The 22,303-nt window shown below is 50.1% G+C and carries 22 protein-coding genes and 1 pseudogene; 3 read left to right on the top strand and 20 right to left on the bottom strand.

Annotated elements, in window-relative coordinates:
• Positions 1 to 6 precede the first annotated feature (6 nt).
• Positions 7 to 597: a Mu transposase domain-containing protein gene (locus MCACP_RS05570; RefSeq protein WP_406678688.1), complete on the top strand. Its 591-nt coding sequence runs from the start codon at positions 7 to 9 to the stop codon at positions 595 to 597.
• Positions 594 to 1,340, top strand: a complete 747-nt coding sequence (gene istB / locus MCACP_RS05565; protein WP_406678371.1) for an IS21-like element helper ATPase IstB — start codon at positions 594 to 596, stop codon at positions 1,338 to 1,340. The genes MCACP_RS05570 and istB overlap by 4 nt, the downstream gene beginning before the upstream one ends.
• Positions 1,341 to 1,529: 189 nt before the next feature.
• On the opposite strand, the pseudogene tnpC (MCACP_RS05560) reads toward istB, so the two are convergent.
• The 7 genes and pseudogenes from tnpC (MCACP_RS05560) to MCACP_RS05530 all read right to left on the bottom strand — a co-directional run bounded on the left by tnpC (MCACP_RS05560) (position 1,530) and on the right by MCACP_RS05530 (position 9,654).
• Positions 1,530 to 3,121, bottom strand: a pseudogene (tnpC, locus tag MCACP_RS05560) (IS66 family transposase).
• A gap of 344 nt (positions 3,122 to 3,465) precedes the next feature.
• Positions 3,466 to 3,681 (bottom strand): hypothetical protein, encoded by a 216-nt coding sequence (locus MCACP_RS05555; protein WP_406678370.1) that lies wholly within the window; start codon positions 3,679 to 3,681, stop codon positions 3,466 to 3,468.
• Positions 3,682 to 4,161: 480 nt separating this feature from the next.
• A protein-coding gene (locus MCACP_RS05550) for an IS3 family transposase (protein ID WP_406678369.1) occupies positions 4,162 to 5,339 on the bottom strand; the annotation gives its coding sequence in 2 pieces (ribosomal slippage) (positions 4,162 to 5,063 and positions 5,063 to 5,339; 1,179 coding nt in all).
• Between the two features lie 736 nt (positions 5,340 to 6,075).
• A complete protein-coding gene (tnpC, locus tag MCACP_RS05545; protein ID WP_406676602.1) occupies positions 6,076 to 7,650 on the bottom strand; it encodes an IS66 family transposase in 1,575 nt (524 codons plus the stop codon).
• An 80-nt stretch (positions 7,651 to 7,730) separates the two neighbouring features.
• A complete protein-coding gene (tnpB, locus tag MCACP_RS05540) occupies positions 7,731 to 8,087 on the bottom strand; it encodes an IS66 family insertion sequence element accessory protein TnpB (protein WP_406676603.1) in 357 nt (118 codons plus the stop codon).
• Positions 8,081 to 8,407: an IS66 family insertion sequence element accessory protein TnpA gene (tnpA, locus tag MCACP_RS05535; protein ID WP_406676604.1), complete on the bottom strand. Its 327-nt coding sequence runs from the start codon at positions 8,405 to 8,407 to the stop codon at positions 8,081 to 8,083. Before tnpA ends, tnpB begins: the two co-directional genes overlap by 7 nt.
• 338 nt (positions 8,408 to 8,745) lie before the next feature.
• Positions 8,746 to 9,654, bottom strand: coding sequence for a hypothetical protein (locus tag MCACP_RS05530; RefSeq protein ID WP_406678368.1), 909 nt, complete (start codon positions 9,652 to 9,654; stop codon positions 8,746 to 8,748).
• 350 nt (positions 9,655 to 10,004) lie between these two features.
• Between MCACP_RS05530 and MCACP_RS05525 the strand changes: the two genes are divergently transcribed.
• Positions 10,005 to 10,217 carry an IS110 family transposase gene (locus MCACP_RS05525; protein WP_406678367.1) on the top strand — a complete coding sequence of 71 codons (213 nt, stop codon included), beginning with the start codon at positions 10,005 to 10,007 and terminating at the stop codon, positions 10,215 to 10,217.
• Positions 10,218 to 10,330: 113 nt separating this feature from the next.
• On the opposite strand, the gene MCACP_RS05520 is transcribed toward MCACP_RS05525, so the two are convergent.
• From MCACP_RS05520 to MCACP_RS05460, 13 genes are all read right to left on the bottom strand, one after another.
• Entirely contained in the window at positions 10,331 to 10,633 is a 303-nt protein-coding gene (locus tag MCACP_RS05520) for a BMC domain-containing protein (protein WP_406678366.1), read from the bottom strand.
• Between the two features lie 21 nt (positions 10,634 to 10,654).
• Positions 10,655 to 11,194, bottom strand: coding sequence for a BMC domain-containing protein (locus tag MCACP_RS05515; RefSeq protein WP_406678365.1), 540 nt, complete (start codon positions 11,192 to 11,194; stop codon positions 10,655 to 10,657).
• Positions 11,163 to 12,542, bottom strand: a complete 1,380-nt coding sequence (locus MCACP_RS05510; protein WP_406678364.1) for a 4Fe-4S dicluster domain-containing protein — start codon at positions 12,540 to 12,542, stop codon at positions 11,163 to 11,165. Before MCACP_RS05510 ends, MCACP_RS05515 begins: the two co-directional genes overlap by 32 nt.
• A gap of 36 nt (positions 12,543 to 12,578) precedes the next feature.
• Positions 12,579 to 13,562, bottom strand: a complete 984-nt coding sequence (locus tag MCACP_RS05505) for a cob(I)yrinic acid a,c-diamide adenosyltransferase (protein ID WP_406678363.1) — start codon at positions 13,560 to 13,562, stop codon at positions 12,579 to 12,581.
• Entirely contained in the window at positions 13,559 to 13,852 is a 294-nt protein-coding gene (locus MCACP_RS05500) for a EutN/CcmL family microcompartment protein (protein ID WP_406678362.1), read from the bottom strand. The genes MCACP_RS05505 and MCACP_RS05500 overlap by 4 nt, the downstream gene beginning before the upstream one ends.
• A 6-nt stretch (positions 13,853 to 13,858) precedes the next feature.
• A complete protein-coding gene (locus tag MCACP_RS05495) occupies positions 13,859 to 14,632 on the bottom strand; it encodes a flavoprotein (protein ID WP_406678361.1) in 774 nt (257 codons plus the stop codon).
• Positions 14,633 to 14,638: 6 nt separating this feature from the next.
• Positions 14,639 to 15,463 (bottom strand): ethanolamine utilization protein EutJ, encoded by an 825-nt coding sequence (gene eutJ, locus MCACP_RS05490; protein WP_406678360.1) that lies wholly within the window; start codon positions 15,461 to 15,463, stop codon positions 14,639 to 14,641.
• Positions 15,464 to 15,746: 283 nt separating this feature from the next.
• Positions 15,747 to 16,433 (bottom strand): BMC domain-containing protein, encoded by a 687-nt coding sequence (locus MCACP_RS05485; protein ID WP_406678359.1) that lies wholly within the window; start codon positions 16,431 to 16,433, stop codon positions 15,747 to 15,749.
• 221 nt (positions 16,434 to 16,654) lie between these two features.
• Complete coding sequence (gene buk, locus MCACP_RS05480) at positions 16,655 to 17,722, bottom strand: butyrate kinase (protein WP_406678358.1); 1,068 nt, start codon at positions 17,720 to 17,722, stop codon at positions 16,655 to 16,657.
• A 16-nt stretch (positions 17,723 to 17,738) separates the two neighbouring features.
• Positions 17,739 to 19,157 carry an aldehyde dehydrogenase family protein gene (locus tag MCACP_RS05475; RefSeq protein ID WP_406678357.1) on the bottom strand — a complete coding sequence of 473 codons (1,419 nt, stop codon included), beginning with the start codon at positions 19,155 to 19,157 and terminating at the stop codon, positions 17,739 to 17,741.
• Between the two features lie 58 nt (positions 19,158 to 19,215).
• Positions 19,216 to 19,872, bottom strand: a complete 657-nt coding sequence (gene pduL / locus MCACP_RS05470; protein WP_406678356.1) for a phosphate propanoyltransferase — start codon at positions 19,870 to 19,872, stop codon at positions 19,216 to 19,218.
• 96 nt (positions 19,873 to 19,968) lie between these two features.
• Positions 19,969 to 20,469, bottom strand: coding sequence for a glycerol dehydratase reactivase beta/small subunit family protein (locus MCACP_RS05465; RefSeq protein WP_406678355.1), 501 nt, complete (start codon positions 20,467 to 20,469; stop codon positions 19,969 to 19,971).
• A gap of 1 nt (position 20,470) precedes the next feature.
• Positions 20,471 to 22,303 carry a diol dehydratase reactivase subunit alpha gene (locus MCACP_RS05460; RefSeq protein ID WP_406678354.1) on the bottom strand — a complete coding sequence of 611 codons (1,833 nt, stop codon included), beginning with the start codon at positions 22,301 to 22,303 and terminating at the stop codon, positions 20,471 to 20,473.

Genomic DNA, 22,303 nt, shown 5'->3' with positions numbered 1-22,303 from the left:
CAGCATCTGACAAGCTTACCCGCACGGGAATTTGATTACTCCCTGACCAGGATGGCCGAAGTGGACAGTTTGAGACTCATCAAGTTTGAAAAGAACCGCTACTCGATGCCGGTAAACCTGGTGGGCAAAACGGTAACCGTTAAGGGTTATCCCTTCCAGGTTAAAGTCTACTACCACTCCCAGGAGGTGGCCATTCCCCCCCGGACCTATCTTGCTGATCAGACCTGCCTGGTACTGGAACACTACCTGCCGGTGCTGGTGCAAAAGCCGCGTTCCCTGGCCAATGCCGCACCTCTACGCCGGGCTTCCTTGCCCCCGGGTCTTTATGAGCTCAAGGAGCGTCTCCTAGACCGGGGTGAAGACCGGGAACTGGCGCGCATCCTGGGCCTGGTCATGGTGCATGGGATTGAGGAAGTGGAGAAGGCCATAAAACTTGCCCTCCAAAGCGGCCAGAATAGTTTCCAGGCTGTCCGCTATTACCTGGGCCAGCAAGATAATGCAGGCACTAACCAGGTACAGCTGGATACCGCCTTCCCCATGGTGGCAGCAGTTAACTTGGAAGCATACGACAGTCTCCTGGGGGGTGGGGTTCATTGAACCAGGCAGCAGCTATTCCTTTATATGCCAAAGAACTCAAGCTTCCTACCTTTGCTGATTACCCGGCTGTAATCCGCCAGGCTACGGACCAGGGCTGGGGCTACGAAGAATTCCTGGCCGCCATGCTGGCCCGGGAAGCAGCCAGCCGCAAAGAAAGGCAGATAGCCAGGCGCGTTAAACTCGCCCGCTTCCCTTTCCAGAAAACCTTGGAGGAATTCAAATTTGAGGCCCTGCCCCACGTACAAGAAGCCCTGGTGTGGGAACTAGCTGCCGGCGAATTTATTAAACGCCGGGAAAACATTGTCATGATCGGTAACCCTGGCACCGGGAAAAACCATTTAAGTATCGCCCTGGGCCTTAAAGCCTGTGTCCACGGCTACTCGGTCCGCTTCTTTACCGCCGCCGGCCTGGTGACCAAACTGGCTGAAGCCCAGGACGAAAAAAGGCTGGGCCGCATGCTCAAAGAACTCTCCCGGGTTAACCTGTTAATCGTGGATAAGCTCTCTTATATCTCCTTACCCCGTCAGGGTGCAGAGTTGCTCTTTCAAGTTATTTCCGAAAGGAGTGAGCGTGTGAGCATAATTATTAACACCAACCTGGACTTCTCCAAATGGGAGGAAATTTTCGGGGACCGTATGTTGGCGGCAGCCCTGGTAGACCGGGTTACCTTTAAGTCCCACATCTTGAACATGAACGCCGAATCCTACCGCCTAAAGCAACGACAAAAAGCCAGGGCCGGCTAGAAAGGCTGTTCGTCGTTCATACTGCCTACCCCTCTCCTAGTGAAGGGGTAGGCAGCATCCCTTCATCCTCAACGTTTTCACATAGGGTGGATCACTTTTACTTTATCATAAGTGGATCAGATTTCCTTTGTCATAGTGGATCACTTGTGTATTGACAAACGCATCCAAAAGGCGGGGACTTAAACTAGCTTAATTATTCACCCGGCAAAAAGAAGGCAAAGAAGCGGACCACGGCAGCAGCTGATCCAGAGCATTTTTATCCTGGGGATCCAGGTTGGGAAGTTTTTCGAAGAGGTAAATGAGGTACTGGAAGGGGTTCAACCCGTTTTCCTTGGCCGTTTCTATAATACTGTAGGTAATGGCGCTGGCTTTAGCACCCCGCGGGGTATTGGCAAACAACCAGTTCTTGCGACCGATGACGAAGGGCTTGATGGAACGTTCACTCCGGTTGTTGTCGAGTTCCAGACGTCCATCTTGCAAGAAGGCTATTAGTTTATCCCACTGGCCAGGCAATAGTAAATCGCCTGGCCAAAGGAGCTTTTGGGCAGTACCTGCGCTTTTTGTTTTTTAAGCCACGAAAGAATGGCGTCCAGCACGGGCCGGCTGCGCACCTGGCGGGTTTAATATCGTTCACCCGTGTAGCCTCTTTCAACTCGCGCTCTATGGCAAAGAGCCGGTTGCAGTACTCCAGCCCCTCCCGGGCGGCTACGGGTGCATTGCGTTTATCTTCCGGCAGGGCTTTTAATGCTTCGTCGAACTTGCGCCGGGCATGGGCCCAGCAGCCGACCAGGGTGACATCTGGAAGTTCATTGTAGCCGGCGTAGCCGTCGACGTGCAAGTAGCCTTTAAAACCTGCCAGGAAGCGGCGGGGGTGTTTGCTGGCCCGGGTGGTTTGGTAGTCGTAAAGGATGATTGGGGGACCGTCCCGCCCGGTACGGTAAAGCCATAAGAACGACTTGGTTGCAGCATCCCGGCCCGGTTCCCGCAAGACCTGCAAGGGCGTCTCATCGGCATGGAGGATATCTTCTTTAAGCAGGTATTCATGCAGGCGGTCGTAAATAAGCGTTAACCAGTTGTTTGCCCCGTGCAGCACCCAGTTGGCCAGGGTCTGCCGGGACAGCTCGATACCAAGGCTGGCAAACTGCTGTTCCTGGCGGTACAGCGGCAGGTCTTCCCCGTATTTTTGGTTCATGATGTATGCCATAAGAGAAGGGGATACCGGGCTTCTCGGAAGTACAGGAGCCGGCATAGGCGCCGTGACAACAGGTGTGTTTATCTACTCCCGCTCGCAGCGGCGGCAGGAATAAACGTAAGCACATGTTTAACCACTTTCACCTGGGCCGGGATGACCTGCAGCTCCTGCCGTACCTCAGTGCTCATTTCATGCAAGGACCGCCGCAGCACGGACAGACCTGCTCTTCTTCCGGCAGGCGGTATTCGATTGTTTCCACCGGCAACTTATCAAGCACCATCTCCCGGCGGCCGCGCTCTTTGCGGCGCTGGTAGGTGATCGTTTCTATGGCCGGTTCAGCTGCAGCCGACCGAGCTTCCACTTCCGCCTCATTAAAAAGCAAAAGCTGCTGTTGTAAAGGCGCGGTCCGTTCGCTGGAAACACCGAATTGCCGCTTTTTACTCAAACGGAACTGCTCCATCAACCAGTCCAACTTGGCATTCAGTTCAGCATTTTCCCGTTCTAGTTGAACACATTGCCGTTCCAGCTGAACACAGCGCTTTTGCAGCTCTTCTATGGTCATGGTTGCGATATGCTGGGAAGTATTCATGCTTTAATAATTCGACGAAACAAGTCAAAATCCTCTAAAATCAACCAGGAACTGAAAATATTTCTGCCTTGTGATTTATATTACAAAATGGTTCGTGCTTTCACCTCGGGATGGGCTTGAGGCTGTTTTATGGGAAGGCCATCGAGCAACCAGCGCAACTCCCGGCGGCTGATGGTGCGGTAATAAAGCCAGAACCCATTGTGCTCCCAGTGGAGGACCGGCAGGCGCTCGGGTTGCTCCTCAGCATTGCCCTATCCTCCTGCCGGATAAGAGCCAGTTATAGTATCACCATTTAATAAGGTGCTTTGCCATTTACACAAAATGATTTACACTCCCTTTTGCTATCACCATTCTCGACCTGTCCTACCAGCGCTATTACGGCAAAGGTAAATTTCTTCTATGAATCCGTCCGCATAGAAGTCGGTCCAGGAACCTGCTGCTCTTTCAAATGCTTCCGTGTTTTCATTGTTAAAATCCTCGTTATCTAGTAAATGGCGTAATTTTTCCCTTTCCGCGGGAGGGAGTCTTTTAATCGCGTTATAAATTTTTTCTATAGCCATAACTTACCACCCTGTTCTTCATACTTTCATCATCTATTGTAACCTAATTTAAATGGTGATCATCATTAAAAGCCCTGCAGTTCTTTTCCGCTTCTATATTTGCAGGCCTACCAGGACGACGGAATAGACAACGGCCAGCATATTTAACCCCCCGGTGGTTTTCTACCCAACTTTTGCTATTCGTAAACAGAGTTCCTGCTGAGGTGATGAAAAAAAAGACCCCGTTTTGTGGTCTTGATAATGGCTTTTATCCTTAAGCTATTTCCTCTCGAGGTAACTGCAGGGGATGACTCTACTGTACAATACGTCCGGCTCCAAATCTGCTCCGTTAGGCCAGGTAACGGTGCCTACCTTAAGGTGGTCGAGTAGAGGTATGCCTCACGGCATACCCCCTCACAGAACCGTGCTTGCGCAATTAACGCACACGGCTCCTCAAGGAATCCTTCACGCTGGACTTCCCCCGGTAAATAGGACACCAACTTAAGCCACCTTTATCAGGTTCTCATAGTTTTTCTCGAATTCTTCCGGTGTCTCATACCCAAGGGCTGAATGCAGCCTGAGACGGTTGTAAAAAACCTCAATGTACTCGAAGATTTCCAGTTTGGCTTCTGCCCGGGTTTTAAAACGGCGATGGTAGACGAATTCCGTCTTCAATGTCTTGAAGAAGCTTTCCATAGGAGAATTATCCCAACAATCTCCCTTGCGGCTCATGGAACAGATAAAACCATATTGCCGGATCAGTTGCTGATAATCGTAGCTCGCATACTGACTGCCGCGGTCGGAATGGATGACTAGCCCCCGGCCGGGACGGCGGTTGGTGACGGCCTTCTGCAGGGCTTCAATCACCAATTCCCGGGTCAGATATTTCTGCATCGAATAACCCACAATCCTTTTAGAATGGAGGTCCATAACCGCCGCCAGGTACAGCCAACCTTCATCGGTGTTGATATACGTGATATCCGTTACCCATCTCTTATTGGGGCTATTAGCGGTAAACTCCCTGTTTAAGATGTTTTCGGCCACCGGTAGGTTGTGCTTGGAGTCGGTGGTCACCTTGAATTGGCGTTTTTGGATGGCCTGGAGCCCCGCTTCTCGCATCAGCCGTTCGACCCTCTTTTTGCCACAGTGGATACCCTCTCTGCCCAGCTGCTTATGGATGCGGGGACTACCATACGTTTTCCGGCTCTTGTTGTAGATATTCACGATTTGTTCCTTGATAATTTCATCTTGTATCCTGCGTTGGCTTACGGGCCTTTTTAGCCAGCGGTAATATCCTGTCCGGGACACCTTTAAAACTCGGCACATCGTCTCGACACGGAAAGTTCCCGTGTGCTCCCGGATAAACCGATATTTCATTTCGGTGTTTTGGAGAAGATGGCCACAGCTTTTTTTAAGATGTCCCGTTCCTCCTGGGCGATGGCCAGCTCTTTTTTCAGGCGGCGGTTCTCCTCTTCCAGATCGGTGCCGCGCATCTGTTTTCCTATACCGGGAAAAGCTCGTTCTCCGTATTTTGCCTGTTCCCTTTGCCACCTGCTGAGCATGCTGCTGTTAATCCCCAGGTCCCGGGCAATCTGACTGGTAGTTTTGCCGCTGGTGCGGCATAGCTCGACGGCATTGCGCTTGAACTCTTCATCATATTTTCGTCTGGACTCTCCCATGGACACAGCGCCTCCTTGCTCTAATTATATACTCTTAACTCTGTGTCCTACAAATCGGGGGAGGGTCACGCAATGTATGCCGACGGCTAGGGAGAATTTGGCCAGCCTGTTCCTCAAGGCCAGGTAAAACGCTTCTGCAGCATATCCACATCTATAAGGTGCATCAGTGAGGTGAAGCGTTCCTTTGGTCGCGTTCGGGAAACTTCCGCTATTCTTGCAAGTTTCGTTGTCAATTCGGTTCCACCTCTGGTAAATCCGACTTCCTACCTCCTATTTGACTTCCTAACTTTGTATCGCTTGTCGGCTATATTTCCGAATAGGGAAGGTGGGGCATGGTCTCCCGAGTTGCTATGGAATAACAATGTACAGCGTGCCGAGGTCTACGACCCCGGGGAGGTGGTGGCAATCTCGCCCTGAACGACTGCTACCATATTGCCTTCTGCTTAGGTCAGAGCATCGGCCCTGCCGACTTAGACAAATTTCGGGGCTCAATCCCTTCAGCGCCGTGACTTTCGGCCCGCTGTCTTGCCTGCTTACTCTTCAAACTGACGGTTGCCCTTCAGGCTTCAAGGTTGGCTACTGGCGGTTGGCTAGACCTTGCCAGGTGGGCTTCCCAACCCACTATATCCCTTAGTAATTGCTCGGCCGCACGACCCCTTTGTTAAGACATGAAATGAGAAATTTTGTAAGCGTAAAATAGCCCCCACCTATCACCGAGGTGGGGGCAAAAACAAGCTTAACTATGCATACGGCAAACAGGAGGCAAAGTTTCCGACCAAGGCAGGAGTTGATCCAGGGCATCTTTATCCTGGAGGTCCAGGTTGGGTAATTTTTCAAAGAGGTAAATAAGGTACTGGAAGGGATTTAACTCGTTTTCTTTTGCCGTTTCTATGATGCTATAGGTAATGGCGCTGGCTTTGGCACCCCGCGGGGTGTTGGCAAACAACCAGTTCTTGCGGCCGATGACGAAGGGCTTGATGGAACGTTCACTCCGGTTGTTATCGAGTTCCAAGCGCCCGTCTTGTAAAAAAGCGGTTAGTTTATCCCATTGGCTAAGACAATAGTAAATCGCCTGCCCAAAGGAGCTTTTGGGCAGCACCTGCGCTTTCTGTTTTTTTAGCCACGCCAAAAAGGCGTCCAGCATGGGCCGGCTGCGCACCTGGCGGATTTGATATCGTTCCTCTGGTGGAACTTCTTTCAGGTCACGCTCTATGGCAAAAAGCTGGTTGCAGTACTCCAGCCCCTCCCTGGCAGCCACGGCTGCCGAACGTTTCGCCTCCGGCAGGGCCTTGAGCGCCTCATCGAACTTGCGCCGGGCATGGGCCCAGCAGCCGACCAGGGTGACATCTGGAAGTTCATTGTAGCCGGCATAGCCGTCAACGTGCAAATAACCCTTAAAACCTGACAGGAAGCGGCGGGGGTGTTTGCCGGCCCGGGTGGTCTGGTAGTCGTAAAGGATGATGGGGGGTCCGTCCCGCCCGGTACGGTAAAGCCAAAGATATGATTTGGTGGTAGCTTCCCTCCCGGGTTCCTGCAGCACCTGTAAGGTGGTCTCGTCGGCATGGAGGATATCTCTTTTAAGCAGGTATTCATGGAGGCGGTCATAAATATGGGTTAGCCAGGTGTTGGCTCCATGGAGCACCCAGTTGGCCATTGTCTGCCGGGAAAGGTCTATCCCCAAACCTTTAAACTGCTGCTCCTGGCGGTAGAGGGGTAGGCCTGCCCCGTATTTCTGGGTCATGATGTAGGCCAGGAGGGAGGGAGATAGGGGGCTGCCGGGAAGTACAGGAGCAGGCATGGGTGCCGTGATAACGGGAGTACTTATCTCCTCCTTCTCGCAGCGGCGGCAGGAATAGACGTAGCGCACATGTTTGACCACTTTCACCTGGGCGGGGATTACTTTGAGTTCCTGCCGCACCTCGGTGCTCATTTCATGCAAAGGGCCGCCGCAACACGGGCAGACCCGCTCTTCTTCCGGCAGGCGGTGCTCTATTACTTCTACCGGCAGTTCTTCCAGGTTCATATCCCGGCGGCTGTGTTTTTTGCGGCGCTGGTAGGTGATGGTTTCCAAATCCGGCTCAGGTGCCTCCGGCCGGGCTTCCGCTTCCGCTTCGTTAAAAAGTAAAAGCTGCTCTTCTAAAGGCTTGGTCCGTTCGCTGGAAACACCGAATTGCCGCTTCTTGCTTAAACGAAACTGCTCCATAAACCAGTTTAGCTTGGCGGTTAGTTCGGCATTCTCCCGTTCCAGCTGAACACAGCGCTCTTGCAGCTCTTCTATAGTCATGGCAGCGATAGATTGAGAAGTGTTCATGCATTAATGATTCGACGAATCGCTTCGAATTCCTCTAGAATCAACCATAAACAGAAAATATTTCTTTCTGGTACTTTATATTACAAGATGGTGCGCGCTTTTACCTCGGGATGGGCTTGGGGCTGTTTTAAGGGGAGGCCGTCAAGCAGCCAGCGCAGCTCCCGACGGCTTATGGTGATGGTTGCCGAAGTGGTATCTTGAGGCCATAGGAATTTGCCCTTCTCCAGCCGGCGGTAATAAAGCCAGAAACCGTTGTGCTCCCAGTGGAGGATCTTTAGTTTATCCCTATTGCGGTTACAGAAAACGAAAAGGCAAGAAGAGAAGGGGTCCAGTTCAAACCCTTCCTTGACCAGCACCGCCAGGCCGTCAATGGACTTGCGCAGATCCGTTGCACCGCAGGCGAGATAAACCCGGTCGATGCCTGTTTCGTTTAGCATAAAGCCACCAGCGCCTTAACCACCTGAGAAAGCAAGGCGGGATCAAAGCCGGGCTTTACTTCGATGCTGACCGGTCCTACATTAACCAGTAAAGCGTGGCCCTGTTCTATAGAAGCCTGCTCGGTTATTTTTACCGGCAACCACCGGTTTGAGTTTCCCGGGGAAACCGCATCCTGGTTTTTATACTTCCGCAGCCAGTACCATAATTGCTTGGGGTTAACGTCCTCATGGGAGGAGCACCATTCTTTTACGCTCTGCCCACTCTTCTTGTATTCAGCTATCCGGGTTTCCCATAGTGCTTGCCGTTCGGCTTTGGTCATAAAAAATCCCCCTCCATTGATGTTCTTGAGGGAGATTATCCTATAAATGTTGCTTTGGTGCTAGGTGGGTTGGGTTTGACGCTTACGAAATTTTTAAGCGTGGAATAGTTAGGTTTATCCAAAATTAGGGGGTTGCCCGGTACTCAAAGGCAATCAGGTTAGGTTAATCTCCGAGGGTTATACCTTCAAAATATAATCAATCTTTGTCCCTGATAAGTCCAATGTAGCAGAAAATCAGACCTTTGTAATAACCTCTACCTATTTCATGAGTGGTTGTGCCTTCCAGGCATGGCCGGTTAATCTCTAAAAGGTCTCTGAACCGTATAAGTGTAGACGGTTTAGAAGAGACCCATAATCTTACTCAAATATATTAACGTCGTAACGGTAAATATGGAAGTCGCTGGTGGATCAATATGGGTGTCACCATGAATATAGAATATCCTAGCAAATGCTTCACCTAGAAGTGCAGCTATTATCCCAAAAACTACACCCCAAATAATCGACCCACTGCTTACGGTCGCTACCGCCGATACAAGTGTTATGTGATGGGTCACCGGAACTTGAGTAGTATATAAGAACAATAGCTTAACCGCCGAAATCCCGAAGCCTAAAAGAGTAGCTGCCAGGGCAAGGTTCGGATCAGACTTTATTATTTTATAAGCAATCCAGGAATTAACGAGGCTCACCCCCAACCCCAGAGTAAGAGTCTGTCCCCAAGAGTCCTGATAAGGGACCCAGACAGCTGCGCCTCCCGTCCTGAACCTCCCCCTCTCCAAGGCTTCTTCAGAGGGTTCCCCAAATAATCCGGTCTTGCCGAAGGCAAGTCGGGCAATAACATGGATAATAAACACCGTCAAGGCAACATTGTCAGTCATCCCTGGTTTAAGGATTATGTTAAAAACATACGCAAGAAGATATCCTAAAACGCCAAACAACCCACCAACTAGCAGGGTCCCCGGGTCATTTATCCCCATTAAAGCAGAAGAAATATCTTTACCTGTAGCCAGTTTCCCTTTTTTGGCTGCGTAGGCCGCCGCAGCGACAGCAGACGCAAATGATATGTGTGGTCCAAAGAAAGAACCAAGGGCTAAAGGTAAAGCGAGATTAAAGTGAGTATTTGCTAAGATAGCTGAAACCGAGCAAAGTATTGCAAAGCCACAAAAAATAAAGGCCACCAGAGCTCCTACACTAGCTCCAAATACTCCTCCACCAAATGCAGCTAATAACTCAATAAAGCTAAATGTCATAGCTATCCCTCCATGTATGATATGACCAACGGTTAAATTTCCAGTTGGTCATTTATTTTGTCGTAAAAAGTGTTTAACCTTTGAGGTATCCTTTGGGACAATCACTATAGAACCGATGACGTGGCAGTTTTTTCCCTCCTGCACTTTCTGAAGTGCTTAATTAGACTGCTTCCCGGCCCTGGTGGCAACCGCTTACGCGCGGGTCGCACGCCCTTTAGAGGTTCTCCCTTCAGCAAGGAGCTGCGGACCAATCTCTTAAGGGTCGGTGCTCATCAGCAAGGTTGCTGTTACGTCAGGTTCCCAGGGATACCCCAATTTTGGTTCGCTATTTCCCCGGGAAAGGAGGTGTTATGGCTATAGGAAAAACCCTTTTTGTCGGTATAGATATAGGCTCTGACACCAATGTGGTGCGCATCCTCGACGATACCGGTAAAGATGTCTGCGGTTTCAGCGTTGCCAACGACCTTCCCGGAGTTGAAAGGCTTGTGGAAAGGATTGTTACTGAAGCTGAGTTAGGATGGAGCAAGAATGTAGCTGTCACCAGGCGCCAAGGCTGCTATTAGCCCGTTTAACTTCTTCACAAGCCAGCCCGAGACATTTTTTCTTCGACAAAAATGTATGCGGACAGCTCCCACCCACCGCGCACCATTTTTGTCCACAAAAAGGAACCATCACCTCATTTATCGCTTTGGGCTTTCTGGACAGCTGCTAGGGCTGCACTTACCGCCGCGGTGTTACCAAAAAAGGCGATAGTACTGATGTGCTGAGGACAGTTGCCCGTAATTTCAGCGGCGATTACATCTCCTGCCTTCTGTCCTATATCGGCAAAGTAGAAAAGGCTGGGCAAGTCAGTCTGCACCAGTCCAATAGCATCGAAGCGCTTACCTTCTAACTCTTTCCGAGCGGCCGGAGACATCCTTCGAACAAGCATGGCCATTGTTCCCTGGCGAGGTGCCCGGATGAAACGCGTTATGAGCATATGTTGTCACCCCTATCCCGCTTAGAAGGCAAGGTCAGGATGTGGTGAGGAAATTATCGAGGTGGCAATGATAACTCCTTCATCCCTGAGTCTATCTTGAACGCTCTTAACAGCGGCCTCTACAGCAGCCAATTCACCACAGAGAAAAACAACGGCCTTCCCGCCCATACCGCGGGCTAGCCGTATTTCTATCAACTCAACCCTCCCGGATTTAGCCGCCGTATCTCCGGCCACCACCGCAGAAGCGGCATCGATGGTCTCAATGATGCCAAACGAACCTTTAAGTTCTACGGGATTCGTTGCCGTAAGAGCAGGAAAAACTGCAGGGTGAACATTAGGCAAAATGAACTTAGCGATGGCGAAAGCGGGGTCAAAGCTAAACCCCCTTTCTACCGCTACCTCTACAGCACCTACAGCCCCAGCTATGAGAGCAATAAACTTTCCCGGGCAAAGGACAGTAGCCTGAATAAGTTCCACATTTCCGGCCTTTAGCATAGCGTCAGCCGCCATTACCCCACGAGCAATGCTTTTATATTCGATTAAGCCCAACGCATGTTTCATCTTCCCTGTCCTCCTCCTGCCTTACATCACTGGTAATCACTATGGCTGAAGATGTACAATCTGTTACCCATCCGGAAATACTCGCAAAGAGGCGGCTTCCGAGCTTGCCCTCTGGGATTTCTGCCACCAGCTGGCCAGTTTCTACCTTGTCTCCAACGTTAACCACGGGGATTGCTGGAACTCCTATATGCTGCCTCAATGGTATTACCACACGCCGTGGTAAGATGTCCACTACTTTGGCCGGTGCAGGCCGTTCGTAGTGTTTCAGCCCCAGACTTGATATAAGACGTTTTACTGGTACCCGCCGGTAAGATCGCCAAGGATGCACTCCAGATGGTGCGCCTTTATGCGGGTTTTTCAACCAGCGGGACATTTCCTCTTTCAAGGCCTGATTCACCCGACGCGGAGAAAGGCCCATTGGGCAAGCATATAGGTCACATAGACCACACTCGGAACATAGAAAAGCTGCTGTTATCGGCTCTCCTACCTGACTGCCCAAATAACTAGATGCAAGTATAACCTTGTGCGGTGCTAGCTCGTGCCCCAATAGGTACCGTGGGCAAAGCATCGTACATTCCTGACATTGACAACAAGCTGCACGCGCTTGGTGCAGGATACTGGCCAGCGGCCGAGCACGTACTTGGATTACTGGGCTCGTGCTGGGTAGTACCACTAGCCCTTTGGTTGTTTTCGTTACAGGATCGCTGAGATTTTTTACGAGTTTACCCATCATCGGACCGCCGTCCAAAACTGCGAAATCAGACGTGCTTGGTCCACCGGTAAGTTTAACCGTCTCCCAAATACTTACTCCGAGCGGCACATGGAAGGTTCCAGGCTGAACTACGGCACCTGCCACCGTAACCCACTTGTGCGTCACTGGCCGCCCCTCGCGAACCTCGGCAAGATTCCACAACGTCTCTACGTTGAGGACGACCACCCCTACCTCAAGGGGAATTCCCCCCTGAGGTACTAATCGTCCCGTGGTTTCATATACTAGAACAAATTCATCTCCTGCCGGATAAAAATCATCAAGTGGTACAATTCTGAGTTGGGGATACCGTCCTATCGCTTCCTTAACTGCTTCTATTGCTTCCTTATACTTAGCCTTGATGGCTATCCGCCCTTCGTTAGCTCCCAGTACCTGTCTCACTTCCTCCAGCATATCTGCCAGGCGTAGTGCATCCCTGACCAGGAGCATCTGATCTACCATTAAGAGGGGTTCACACTCCGCGCCATTCACTACCACATATTCCACTTGTGCGTCCAGCTTAATATGAGTAGGAAAACCAGCCCCTCCAGCACCCACCACTCCGCCTTCCCTGGCAAGCTCAGCTATCCTGTTACTCATGTTATTGGCCTCCACGCCTCAAAGCATATTTTAGTTTCAATTGCAGCTAGCCTCCTCCCACGCTGAGACTGCTGCACGCCCTACCTCGATATCTTGTTCTACAGTGCCACCGCTTACGCCAACCGCACCTACCACTTGATTTCCTCTCATGAGTGGAAATCCGCCCCCAAAAATGACGAGACGTCCTTCGTTGGTTGCTTCTATGCCAAATAATGGCTGCCCCGGTTGAGTAAGCTCCGCAAGTACGTGAGTAGGCATTCTTACAGCTACAGCAGTATATGCCTTTTTCCAAGCAATATCAATGCTGGCTATCGGAGCACATTCTTGTCGCTCCAGTAAAATGAGGTAGCCTGCACTGTCTACTACTGCCGTAACCACCGGCACCCCCAAGGCTCGGGCGCGGGTCTCCGCTGCGCCAATTAGTTTCCTAGCCATATTCAGGTTTAGCGCATTTCCCATCTCAATCTCAAGATGGGCCAGAACTTTGCCTTTCACCACCTGCACTAAATCTTCCTCCTCTTCCACCCGAGCCAGTACGAATAGCAGATCTGAAAGCCGGTTTAGATACTGAACAATTTCCTCACGTAAGCTCCGTTCCTCCCTCAGTCGGACCACTAGCCGTTCGGCTCGACGTACGACCGTGCGAGCAATATCTAGTGCTCCACTACCAACTGTTCCTCCCGGAAGGACAAATTGTGTCTCTGGGTGTCGTCCCTCCTGAAATAGATCAATAATTTTTTCCAGTTCCTGAATATCTTCACTTTGCACTTGCTCTTTTAGTTTTAGAATTCCTTCCGGAGTGCTCGCAAGCTCAGAAGCTAAGATCTGTAGCTTCTTTTGCAGTTGTGGGATAAGTTGTTGGATGCGAGGACTTTTAAGTAAGCCCCGGGTGAACCCCAACCACGAATTGGCTTCGTCTACTGTACCATAACATTCTACCTGAAGGTCTGCTTTAGAGACACGCTTACCTCCCCATAGCCCGGTCTCTCCTTTATCCCCGGTTCGGGTGTAAACCTTCATTGCTCTTCGACCTCCATGGTATCTACAATACCTACTATCGCTGCATCGACCGGGGAATCAAGGACGCCAACCGCCTTCCGAGCAGAACTCCCCCTACAAATGAGAACTACTTCCCCGATGCCCGCCCCCACAGCATCAACCACCACCATAGTGGCACCCTCAAATTGTCCATTTGTACCCAATGGCCGAATTATGAGAAGTTTATTTCCCACTAAGCGTTCATCTTTTTTTGTGGCTACTACGGTTCCGACAACTTTTCCAATAATCATATCATTTTTCCGCCTTTCCATGAGCTCTTAGCTCTGGATTATTTCAATTCCCCGGTCACGAGCAACATCGCGAGCGAGCGGTGTAATCAGCGTCCCGTCAGTTACCTTAAGTATCGGCTCGGTCCACGTGGCAACATCTGCTCTGCTTAGAATTCGACCAGAAAATACCAATCCTCTATCTGCAGCCTTAACTGCTTCTCTCCCATCCGCAAACTGAGAGCTCTCAACTTCTCCTTCTACAACAGCGGCTAGGTTCTGTATGTCCACCAACCGAATACCATATTGCTCCAGACGGGTGAGACAATCGGCAAATAGCCTTTGATAAGCCGCATTTCCCCGGTTCATGCCCAGTTTGGCTCGTATCGGATTATTCAAGTCACAGGCATTGCGCGCAGCCACTACACATTTCCCTGAGAGCAAACTGGACATGATCAACGTTGTTACTAAGGTATCGGCAATCCCATGGGCAACCTTCGCTGCCGAATTCAAGGTGAGTACTGGCACCAGAATTATATCGGTTTCTTTCAGAAGTTCGCTCGCCGATCTGCGGTCTGTTTCAGTAATTATTTCGGTATTACCAAGCTCAGACCTTACCCACTCTTCTCCTAGTACCTTTTCCGCTGCGGGTGTGAAAACTATACGCACTTTGTAGCCTGCAGTAACCAGTTTTTTCAGTTCCGACCGGCCTTCTTCGGCTCCTATCGTGCCACCACAGAACAAGGCAAGTATTCTCCTGTCTCCAACTTTCAACCGTTTTATTACTTCTTCTACCACTTTCTGTAAAAAGCTGAGGTCTTCCACCCTTTATCACCCCTCACAGCACATTGCAATACCTAATGGAGTTACCAACAACGGGTTTTGCGGCAGATAAACGGGTAGCTTAAGTTCTTCTTGCATAACCTGGACAAGACCTGGAAAAGCACATGTTCCACCCACTAGATAGACCGCCGATACTGAATAACCTTCAATGTGACGACAGACAATGGTTGCCATTTTTTCTAATACAGGTCTTACCACAGGTAAGAGAAGGGGCTGGTAAGTAGGATCACACTTTCTAGTCTCAGCCTCTTCGATAGATATCCCAAAACGCCCAGCAATTACCAGGTCAAGGTGAGTTCCCCCTGTCGGCTCATCGGCCGTATAGATTACATTTCCGTCCTGAAGTACTGAAATACCCGTTGTTCCCCCACCAATATCTACCACAACTCCTTCTTTAATTCCCAGGACCTTAGCGGCTGCAGTAGGCTCGTCAACAATGGCAGTAACCTCAAGGTCGGCTGCCTCGAGAACATGACGGGTAACTTTAGTATTGCCAGCCTCCGTGCCAGGAGGTATTGCTGACGCACCCCTTTTTAGTTCAGCGCCAAGGCGATCCCGCAAAGACTGGATTTGGTTACGTACTATTTTAACTGCCGTCAGGTAATCAGTGATCATTCCTTCTCGAACAACCCGAGCTGGCGTAATCTCGCCCGCCAGTGGTGTACCATCACTGCTTAGAGCTACACTCACCACATTTGCCGTACCGATATCCACCCCAACCCGTACCGGCCCTTTGGGTATTAACGCGGGTTGTGGAGCCATACGTTTAGTCAAGGCGCAAGTTAATGCATTGGCACTCTCCAACTCGCTCATTTCCCTCATTCCCTACCAACAACTTTTCATGACCTCATAGTAACAATCACAGTTGAAACCCCTAACGTTATTACCCTCAAAGCACCACAGGTTAATACACAGGCCATAGCGCACAGGACAACAGACACTTGTAAAATAGCCTATCTGGTTTAGCAACAGCTATCAAGCCCAGATGTCAGCTTTACCTTCGTTAACGCTGTCCTCCTATACGCTATCTTTCCTTTGGAAGCCCTTTATAACGACCAAGCCGCATCAGCTACCTGTCACTTTCTCTTTGAATTTCTTATCCTAATTTTTTATAGTGAATACAATACGACCTAGGTTCGCCCTTGCGGCGAGGGCAAGCTGGGTCACCACAGTAATTACACGTTTTTTGAGCCGAGTTCTTTATTTCATCTTCTCTAGTTTGTGAAACCGGTTCACCCGTTTCACTTTGCCGCTCATCCATCTGAGTCGAACTGGCGTCGCCTGAAGCCTCCTGCGGCCCTTCGACTATAGACCGGTTAGTTGCCTCTACGGCCCCACCATCCAATAACTTTTCTGGTAATTGGGGCTCCGCCGCTAGAAGCATTGGTGAGCTAGCAAGTTGTTTGCCTCGCAAGATTTCCTCTTCTTTTTCTTGTTCTGTCTGGCCTCTAACCTCTTCCCCTTCGCCTACCCGCAGCGGTTGCTGGGCTTCTCCTACCGTCTCTGGCGTATAGATTATTTTTTCAAGATCATCGTGTGGCCTTGCAATAACGAGTTTGCTTACTACTTTACCTACCCGGTCCGCTGCAGCTACACCAGCCGTCACCGCAGCCTGTACCGCTGCTACATCCCCGGTAAACTTGATAGTTACCTTACCTCCACCCTTTGTCAGTTCGTAACCCAGAAGCTTAACGTTAGCAGCTTTAACTGCAGCATCCGCTGCTTCAATAGCAGCTGGAAGTCCCACCGCCTCAATAAGTCCCAATGCTTGCTGGTTTGCCACGCACGTCACCTCCCTCGGCCTTTCGAAGGCGAGGTACTATCCGTTTGGGGGCTAGTTAACTTGGTTAACAAATACTTCATGTACTCATCACCGTCAACTCTCTTCATTCATCACGGAAGATTAGCATCTCTACCAACACTGGAGCTACATAATAATTCTGCTCCGTTGTACTCCTTTTGCCGAACGTGCATTAACCTGTTGATGAGAAAACAGGATAACTCTTAGATATACTCTAGTGCTCTCTCCTCTCCCTCCAGTACTCTCAAAACCCCTTCGGCTAAAGCTCTACCTTCATCTTCGCCAGGGTAAACTAAGACAGGCGCAAAAGCCTTCACTCGATCACTAACTAACTTTACCAACCGTTCTGAATAGGCAATTCCTCCAGTTAAGACAATAGCATCTACTTTACCTTCTAAGACGGCACTTTGTGCACCAATCTCTTTACTAATTTGATACGCCATTGCTCTAAAAACTGCCTCAGCTTCGGGATCTCCTTCAGCAATCCGCTTCTCGACTTCGCGAACATCCGTAGTACCCAAGTATGCTGCCAGCCCCCCTTTCCCTTTAACCATCCTCATAACCTCATCCCTCGAATATTTGCCGCTAAAACATAACTCAACCAATTGCCCAGCTGGTAATGTGCCCGATCTTTCTGGCGTAAAAGGTCCTTCGCCGTCCAAAGCGTTATTGACATCTACCACCTGTCCGCGGTCATGAGCGGCTACAGAAATTCCTCCTCCTAAGTGGGCTACCACCAGTCTGCAATCCTGATACCGCTTGCCCAGATCTTTAGCTGCACGGCGAGCCACTGCTTTTTGATTCAGCGCATGAAATATGCTCCTACGTGGAAGCAGGGGATGACCAGAGAGGCGGGCTTCTGGCTGCAACTCATCCACCACAATTGGGTCTACTATGAAGGCAGGTACTGAGGTTCCTTCTACCAATGCCTTTGCAATCAAAGCCCCAAGGTTGGAAGCATGTTCCCCGTATCTTGCCTCGCGCAAGTCCTCTATTATACGTTCGTTAACCAGGTAGGTTCCACTAACAATCGGTTTTAACGCGCCGCCCCGGGCAGCAATAGCGTCAAAATCCTTTACTCTTCTACCCACGCTGGCCAACCACTCTTTGATTATTCCCAAGCGGAATTCTAGCTGGCTAACGACGGTTGGGTATTTCCCTATTTTTTGAACATCGTGACGCAGTGTCTGTTGTTGTACTTCTATGGAACCCTCGTAAATATATGTTTTTGTCGATGTTGAGCCTGGATTAAGGACCAGTATTTTGAACAAGATGCCATCTCCTTCACTATTGCGCCTTACCACGTAAATTAAAACCCTCGACCAATACACACCGCTGAACACGGGTGAAATTACGGGCTGATGTTAAACCTTCTCCCGTAGGCCCCGCAATTGTCATCGTCGTATATCCTTCACCACCAATACCGACTCCGTTGAAGGAAGGTCCATTCTTAACAAAAATCGTGGTCTTTATTGCCAGCGCAAAGCGGGTCATATTATCCACATTCTTGGAATGAATCACCGCCGTATGGTGCCGACCTCCTTCAATACAAACCGCTAACTCAATTGCTTCGTTGATATCCTTCACGCGCACAATAGGAAGAATGGGCATGAGGAATTCTTCCATCACAGTAACGTGGTCTGCCTGTACTTCGAAGATAATACTTTTGGTGTCCTTGGGAGCAGAAATACCGATCTCCTTCAGAATGCTTGTTGCGTCTTTACCAACAAAAGCCTTGTTAATCTGCCCTTCCTGGGTGGTAACTAATCTCACTAACCGTTCAATCTCTTCCTTATTCCGCAAAAGGTATGCACCACATTTCTGCATCTCCTCAATTAATTGATCGGCTACCGTCTCTACTACCAGGACCTCTTTTTCCCCAATACAATTGATTCCGTTATCAAAGCTGTTACCTGCCACGATATCTCTGGCAGCTTTACAGATGTCCGCTGTGTCATCTACTATTGCCGGCGGATTCCCTGCTCCAGCTCCAATGGCCTTCTTCCCTGAACACAGTACTGCTTGAACAACCCCTGGCCCACCGGTAGCTACCACTAAACTGATCTTCGGGTGCTTTATCAGGTCTTGTGTCTTTTGGATTGTAGGCTCACGAACAGACACCAACAAGTTGGGAGGGCCTCCAGCTTCCTGGATAGCCTGGTTTAGTACTTCGACAGCTTTGAGAGTTACGCCCTTGGCTCCTGGATGAGGGCTGATTACCACTGAATTCCCTGCAGCTATCATCCCTATACCGTTATTAACCACCGTCTCGGAAGGATTTGTGGAAGGAGTTATAGAAGCTATAACCCCAAATGGCTGCCTTTCCTCCAAGGTTAAGCCATGGTCGCCAGACATAACTTCTGGACGGATGTCCTCTATGCCTGGTGTTTTTAAAGCTGCGACAAGGTTCTTCGTAACCTTGTCCTGGAAACGGCCCATTCCTGTTTCTTCAACTGCCATACGAGCAAATACTTCTGCATTGGCTACCGCTGCATTACGCATGGCCTGGATGATCTCGCCTCGTTTTTCTAATCCCAAGCGAAGTAAAGCCGCCTGGGCTTCACTGGCTGCCGCCACGGCTTCTTCAATTTCGTCAAAAATGCCTGTCGAATGGGATGGCGCAATAGCAGCAGGGCCGCCTTCATCTGCCAGAAGCCGGGACCTAACTTGCTCCACAACTATCCTTACAATCTCCTCCACCTGCATCTCCGTAAACACCTCCATGTAAATTCAGCCTCTAGATGGGATTACTGATAGGCCGTTACTAATTCACATCACTTTCCAGCAACAGCTCAACCTGGTCACCCGCTCTTAAATTTGCAGCGTTGGCCTCCTCTATATCAAGATGCAATTCAGTTATATACTTATCGCCTATACGCACCCTGACATTGTTAAACACCACTGACCTTTCCCCGGTTGTCCTTACCCGAACCAACTCCCCTTCATGAATACGCCACCGTTGGGCGTCACAGCTATTCATATGAATATGCCGCGCTGCAGCCATTACCCCGTGACACATAGTAACCGCGCCCTTAGGACCTACAATTGTCAAGCATGGGGAGGCCTCCGTGGAACCTGATTCCCGCACTGGCAGCTCAAGCCCTAACCTATACCCGTCGCCAATTAAAAGTTCGACCTGAGTATTCTTTCTTGGGGGACCCAGAACTCTAACTTCTGCTAAAACGCCTTTGGGGCCAACTAGGACGACAGTCTCCTCCGCAGCGTAATAACCGGGCTGCGACAGTTCCCTCCAAACTTTCAGTTGGTACCCCTGACCAAATAACTTCTCTACGTCTGCTTGGCACAGGTGGACATGATGGTTTGAAATGCCCACGGGAATGAAGATTTTCTCACCTTGGGCCTGTATCTCCATTATCCTTTTAACTACTTCACGCACGAGCGTCTCTTCGTTCAGCAACATCTTTTCCTACCTCCAAGGACCAAAACAGCACAACTATTTTCTCACCGCAACCAACAACTTGCTCCTAAAGGCTGCGGCCTCCTACGAGTAGCCCCCTCAACCTGACAACTGGCGTAGAGCCGCACGCACTACCTCGGCAATTTGGGCACTATCCAGCACTGGATATTTCTCGCCTGCCTCTTTATCCTGAGGCAAGGCTTCCATATTGGCCTCCGGGGCCAAAGCCGCACTATCACCTACCCCCGAAACAAGCGGCCTCCCCTTAACCAGACGTGCAGCATCGGTCCCCACAATCCTTGCAATGACTGAACTTGTTTCCCCGGAAACATGGAACACAGGTTGACCCTGGGGCATCCGGTAATGAGTCAAGGCAATGTTACCTTGCTCATCTATACCTACGCCTACACCGAAAGCTGACATCCCTGCCGCCGCTTCTGCAAGTTCAATACTTGATCCCGATCTCTCAATTGCAGACGCAGGTAATCCTTCCTCTTCAATTCCCAGAAGAACTTGCTGAACAAACGTGCAGCTCCCCTCACCTGGTGAATGGAAGATTATTATGCTCGGGGGCTCCATTTTCGACCTTTCTTCACGCATATTAATTACCTCTGCGCCCTATGCGATTATAGTAAGAAAGGACCAGGCCTGTGGCCACAGCATTCCGCGGCCCCAAACTCCCGCGGACATTCGCACGCCCGGCCACAACCCTGTACTCAGCTAAAGCATCCGTTATCATTTCCGGGATTTCAAAATCAAGCGCCGAACCGCCTACCATGACGACAAAATCTATCAGCCGAATATTACCGCCTGGCGCGATCCTTCTTAGAGCCCTCAAGACGTTAGTAACAAAAACCTTTCGCTTAGCCTCGCGGCGCACCAGCCTAATTCGCTCCATGGAATGTTCTGTTGGTATGGGCACCATGTTTCCTTCCTTGAGGACCACCACCCGAGCGAAAAGCTTGGGGTCCAGAGGCGTACTGAAAAACTTAACCGTGCCATCTTCCAAGCGAATATGGAACATACTTTCTGCCTTTCCTAGTGGGTAGCACTTAATATCTTCGGCTAACTCCCGGCTATCCAACCCCAGCTCCGATTGTATCAGCATCGTCACCATGTCTCCTGCCCCGGCCAGGTGGGTGGAATGAATAACATCCTCCTTACTAATAATCGCCGCATCAGTGGAACCCCCTCCTATGTCTACAATAGCAAGAGGTTTGTCGGTTCCCGGAGTGGTGAGGGCACCCAAAATCGCCATATTGGCCTCCACACCCTCAATTTCCACCCTTACCCCGATTTCCCTTTCTAAAACAGCCGCAATTTGTTCCATAGGGATACGACTCGTCTTTACCATGGCGGCAATGCCAACTGCATTCTCCAGCGAGAACTCGCCAGCAACCCCACCGACTACTTCCTTTGGCACAAAGGTATCAACAGCTAAAATGTCCTGAATGGCAACATTTTCCAACGGTTGCCCTGTAAGCTTGCTCATTGTGCTCCGAACCCGTTCCATCATACCCCCAACATTGGTTCCCGGCTCACCGCGGACGTCGATAACCGGCTGAACCTTCTCTACTGAGGACATAATCTCCTCAGCACCCATCTGTACATCGATCTCCGCCTTATGCCGCTCGCCCAAAATGGACAACTTTCCCGCCGGTATACGCCGAGCTTTTACATCCCCATGTGGTGTTCTAATAACGACTCCTGACCGATTGCCGATTAACGCTCGTGCTACCGGGATTACCATTTTAGTTTCCTCAGGATTTAAACCAAACACGGTTGCAATTCCATAGGGATTAGAAAGCACTTCAATTGTTTTTCCTGGTTCAGCTACCTCCACTGCTGCCAGCATACCAACGGGAACCTTTTCGATATATTTAACCTCATCAACTACCGGAATAGAACCTTCGAGACGATTGTTAATCAAAACTCCATCATCCTTCTGGACAATGGCTCCAACTATTTTTATGCCCTCTTTTATCTTGCGGTTTATTACTGCTGCCACGTCTGCAAAATCAAACTCTGCAGAAACTATGGGGATTACCGGTTCGTTACCGTAATAATCCGGTAAGTTGCGGAAGGGAATGGTCTTCCCGATACCAAGTCCCACTCCGCCCGGAGTGGACGGATTATGGCCTATTATTGTCGATTCGGTAATAATCGTTTCAGTGATAGTTTCCATGGCTACGTCAGCTATAACTGGCGTCGCTGCATTAAGCAAAACAAGGGATAGATCATTGAACCGCAAAGACATTTTTTCCAAGGCATCAAGCAGAGCATTCTTTACGCCGACAACATTCTCTTTTGTTCCCTTTATACCAGTTGTCCTGACGATGCCACTGGCACAGAACTCCAATTTAGGCCCGCTTATTCGCGCCAAAGCAACTTCAGTTGTAGAATTGCCGATGTCTACACCTGCTATCAATGCCAT

It is taken from the genome of Neomoorella carbonis, assembly GCF_045278715.1.
Classification (GTDB): Bacteria; Bacillota; DSM-521; order Neomoorellales; family Neomoorellaceae; genus Neomoorella; species Neomoorella carbonis.
Note: the sequence above shows the minus strand (reverse complement) of the source record. Positions and strands in the feature narration are given on the sequence as shown.

Bases quoted from the DNA above. Each gene is read 5' to 3' on its own strand.
- MCACP_RS05510 (WP_406678364.1), bottom strand. From the start codon at position 12,542: ATGAGTAACAGGATAGCTGAGCTTGCCAGGGAAGGCGGAGTGGTGGGT.
- MCACP_RS05555 (WP_406678370.1), bottom strand. From the start codon at position 3,681: ATGGCTATAGAAAAAATTTATAACGCGATTAAAAGACTCCCTCCCGCG.
- eutJ (WP_406678360.1), bottom strand. From the start codon at position 15,463: ATGAGCGAGTTGGAGAGTGCCAATGCATTAACTTGCGCCTTGACTAAA.
- MCACP_RS05505 (WP_406678363.1), bottom strand. From the start codon at position 13,562: ATGAAGGTTTACACCCGAACCGGGGATAAAGGAGAGACCGGGCTATGG.
- MCACP_RS05515 (WP_406678365.1), bottom strand. From the start codon at position 11,194: ATGAAACATGCGTTGGGCTTAATCGAATATAAAAGCATTGCTCGTGGG.
- pduL (WP_406678356.1), bottom strand. From the start codon at position 19,872: ATGTTGCTGAACGAAGAGACGCTCGTGCGTGAAGTAGTTAAAAGGATA.
- MCACP_RS05530 (WP_406678368.1), bottom strand. From the start codon at position 9,654: ATGACATTTAGCTTTATTGAGTTATTAGCTGCATTTGGTGGAGGAGTA.
- tnpC (WP_406676602.1), bottom strand. From the start codon at position 7,650: ATGAACACTTCTCAATCTATCGCTGCCATGACTATAGAAGAGCTGCAA.
- MCACP_RS05475 (WP_406678357.1), bottom strand. From the start codon at position 19,157: ATGCAGGTGGAGGAGATTGTAAGGATAGTTGTGGAGCAAGTTAGGTCC.
- MCACP_RS05460 (WP_406678354.1), bottom strand. From the start codon at position 22,303: ATGGCATTGATAGCAGGTGTAGACATCGGCAATTCTACAACTGAAGTT.
- MCACP_RS05525 (WP_406678367.1), top strand. From the start codon at position 10,005: ATGGCTATAGGAAAAACCCTTTTTGTCGGTATAGATATAGGCTCTGAC.
- MCACP_RS05500 (WP_406678362.1), bottom strand. From the start codon at position 13,852: ATGGAAAGGCGGAAAAATGATATGATTATTGGAAAAGTTGTCGGAACC.
- tnpB (WP_406676603.1), bottom strand. From the start codon at position 8,087: ATGCTAAACGAAACAGGCATCGACCGGGTTTATCTCGCCTGCGGTGCA.
- tnpA (WP_406676604.1), bottom strand. From the start codon at position 8,407: ATGACCAAAGCCGAACGGCAAGCACTATGGGAAACCCGGATAGCTGAA.
- MCACP_RS05465 (WP_406678355.1), bottom strand. From the start codon at position 20,469: ATGCGTGAAGAAAGGTCGAAAATGGAGCCCCCGAGCATAATAATCTTC.
- MCACP_RS05520 (WP_406678366.1), bottom strand. From the start codon at position 10,633: ATGCTCATAACGCGTTTCATCCGGGCACCTCGCCAGGGAACAATGGCC.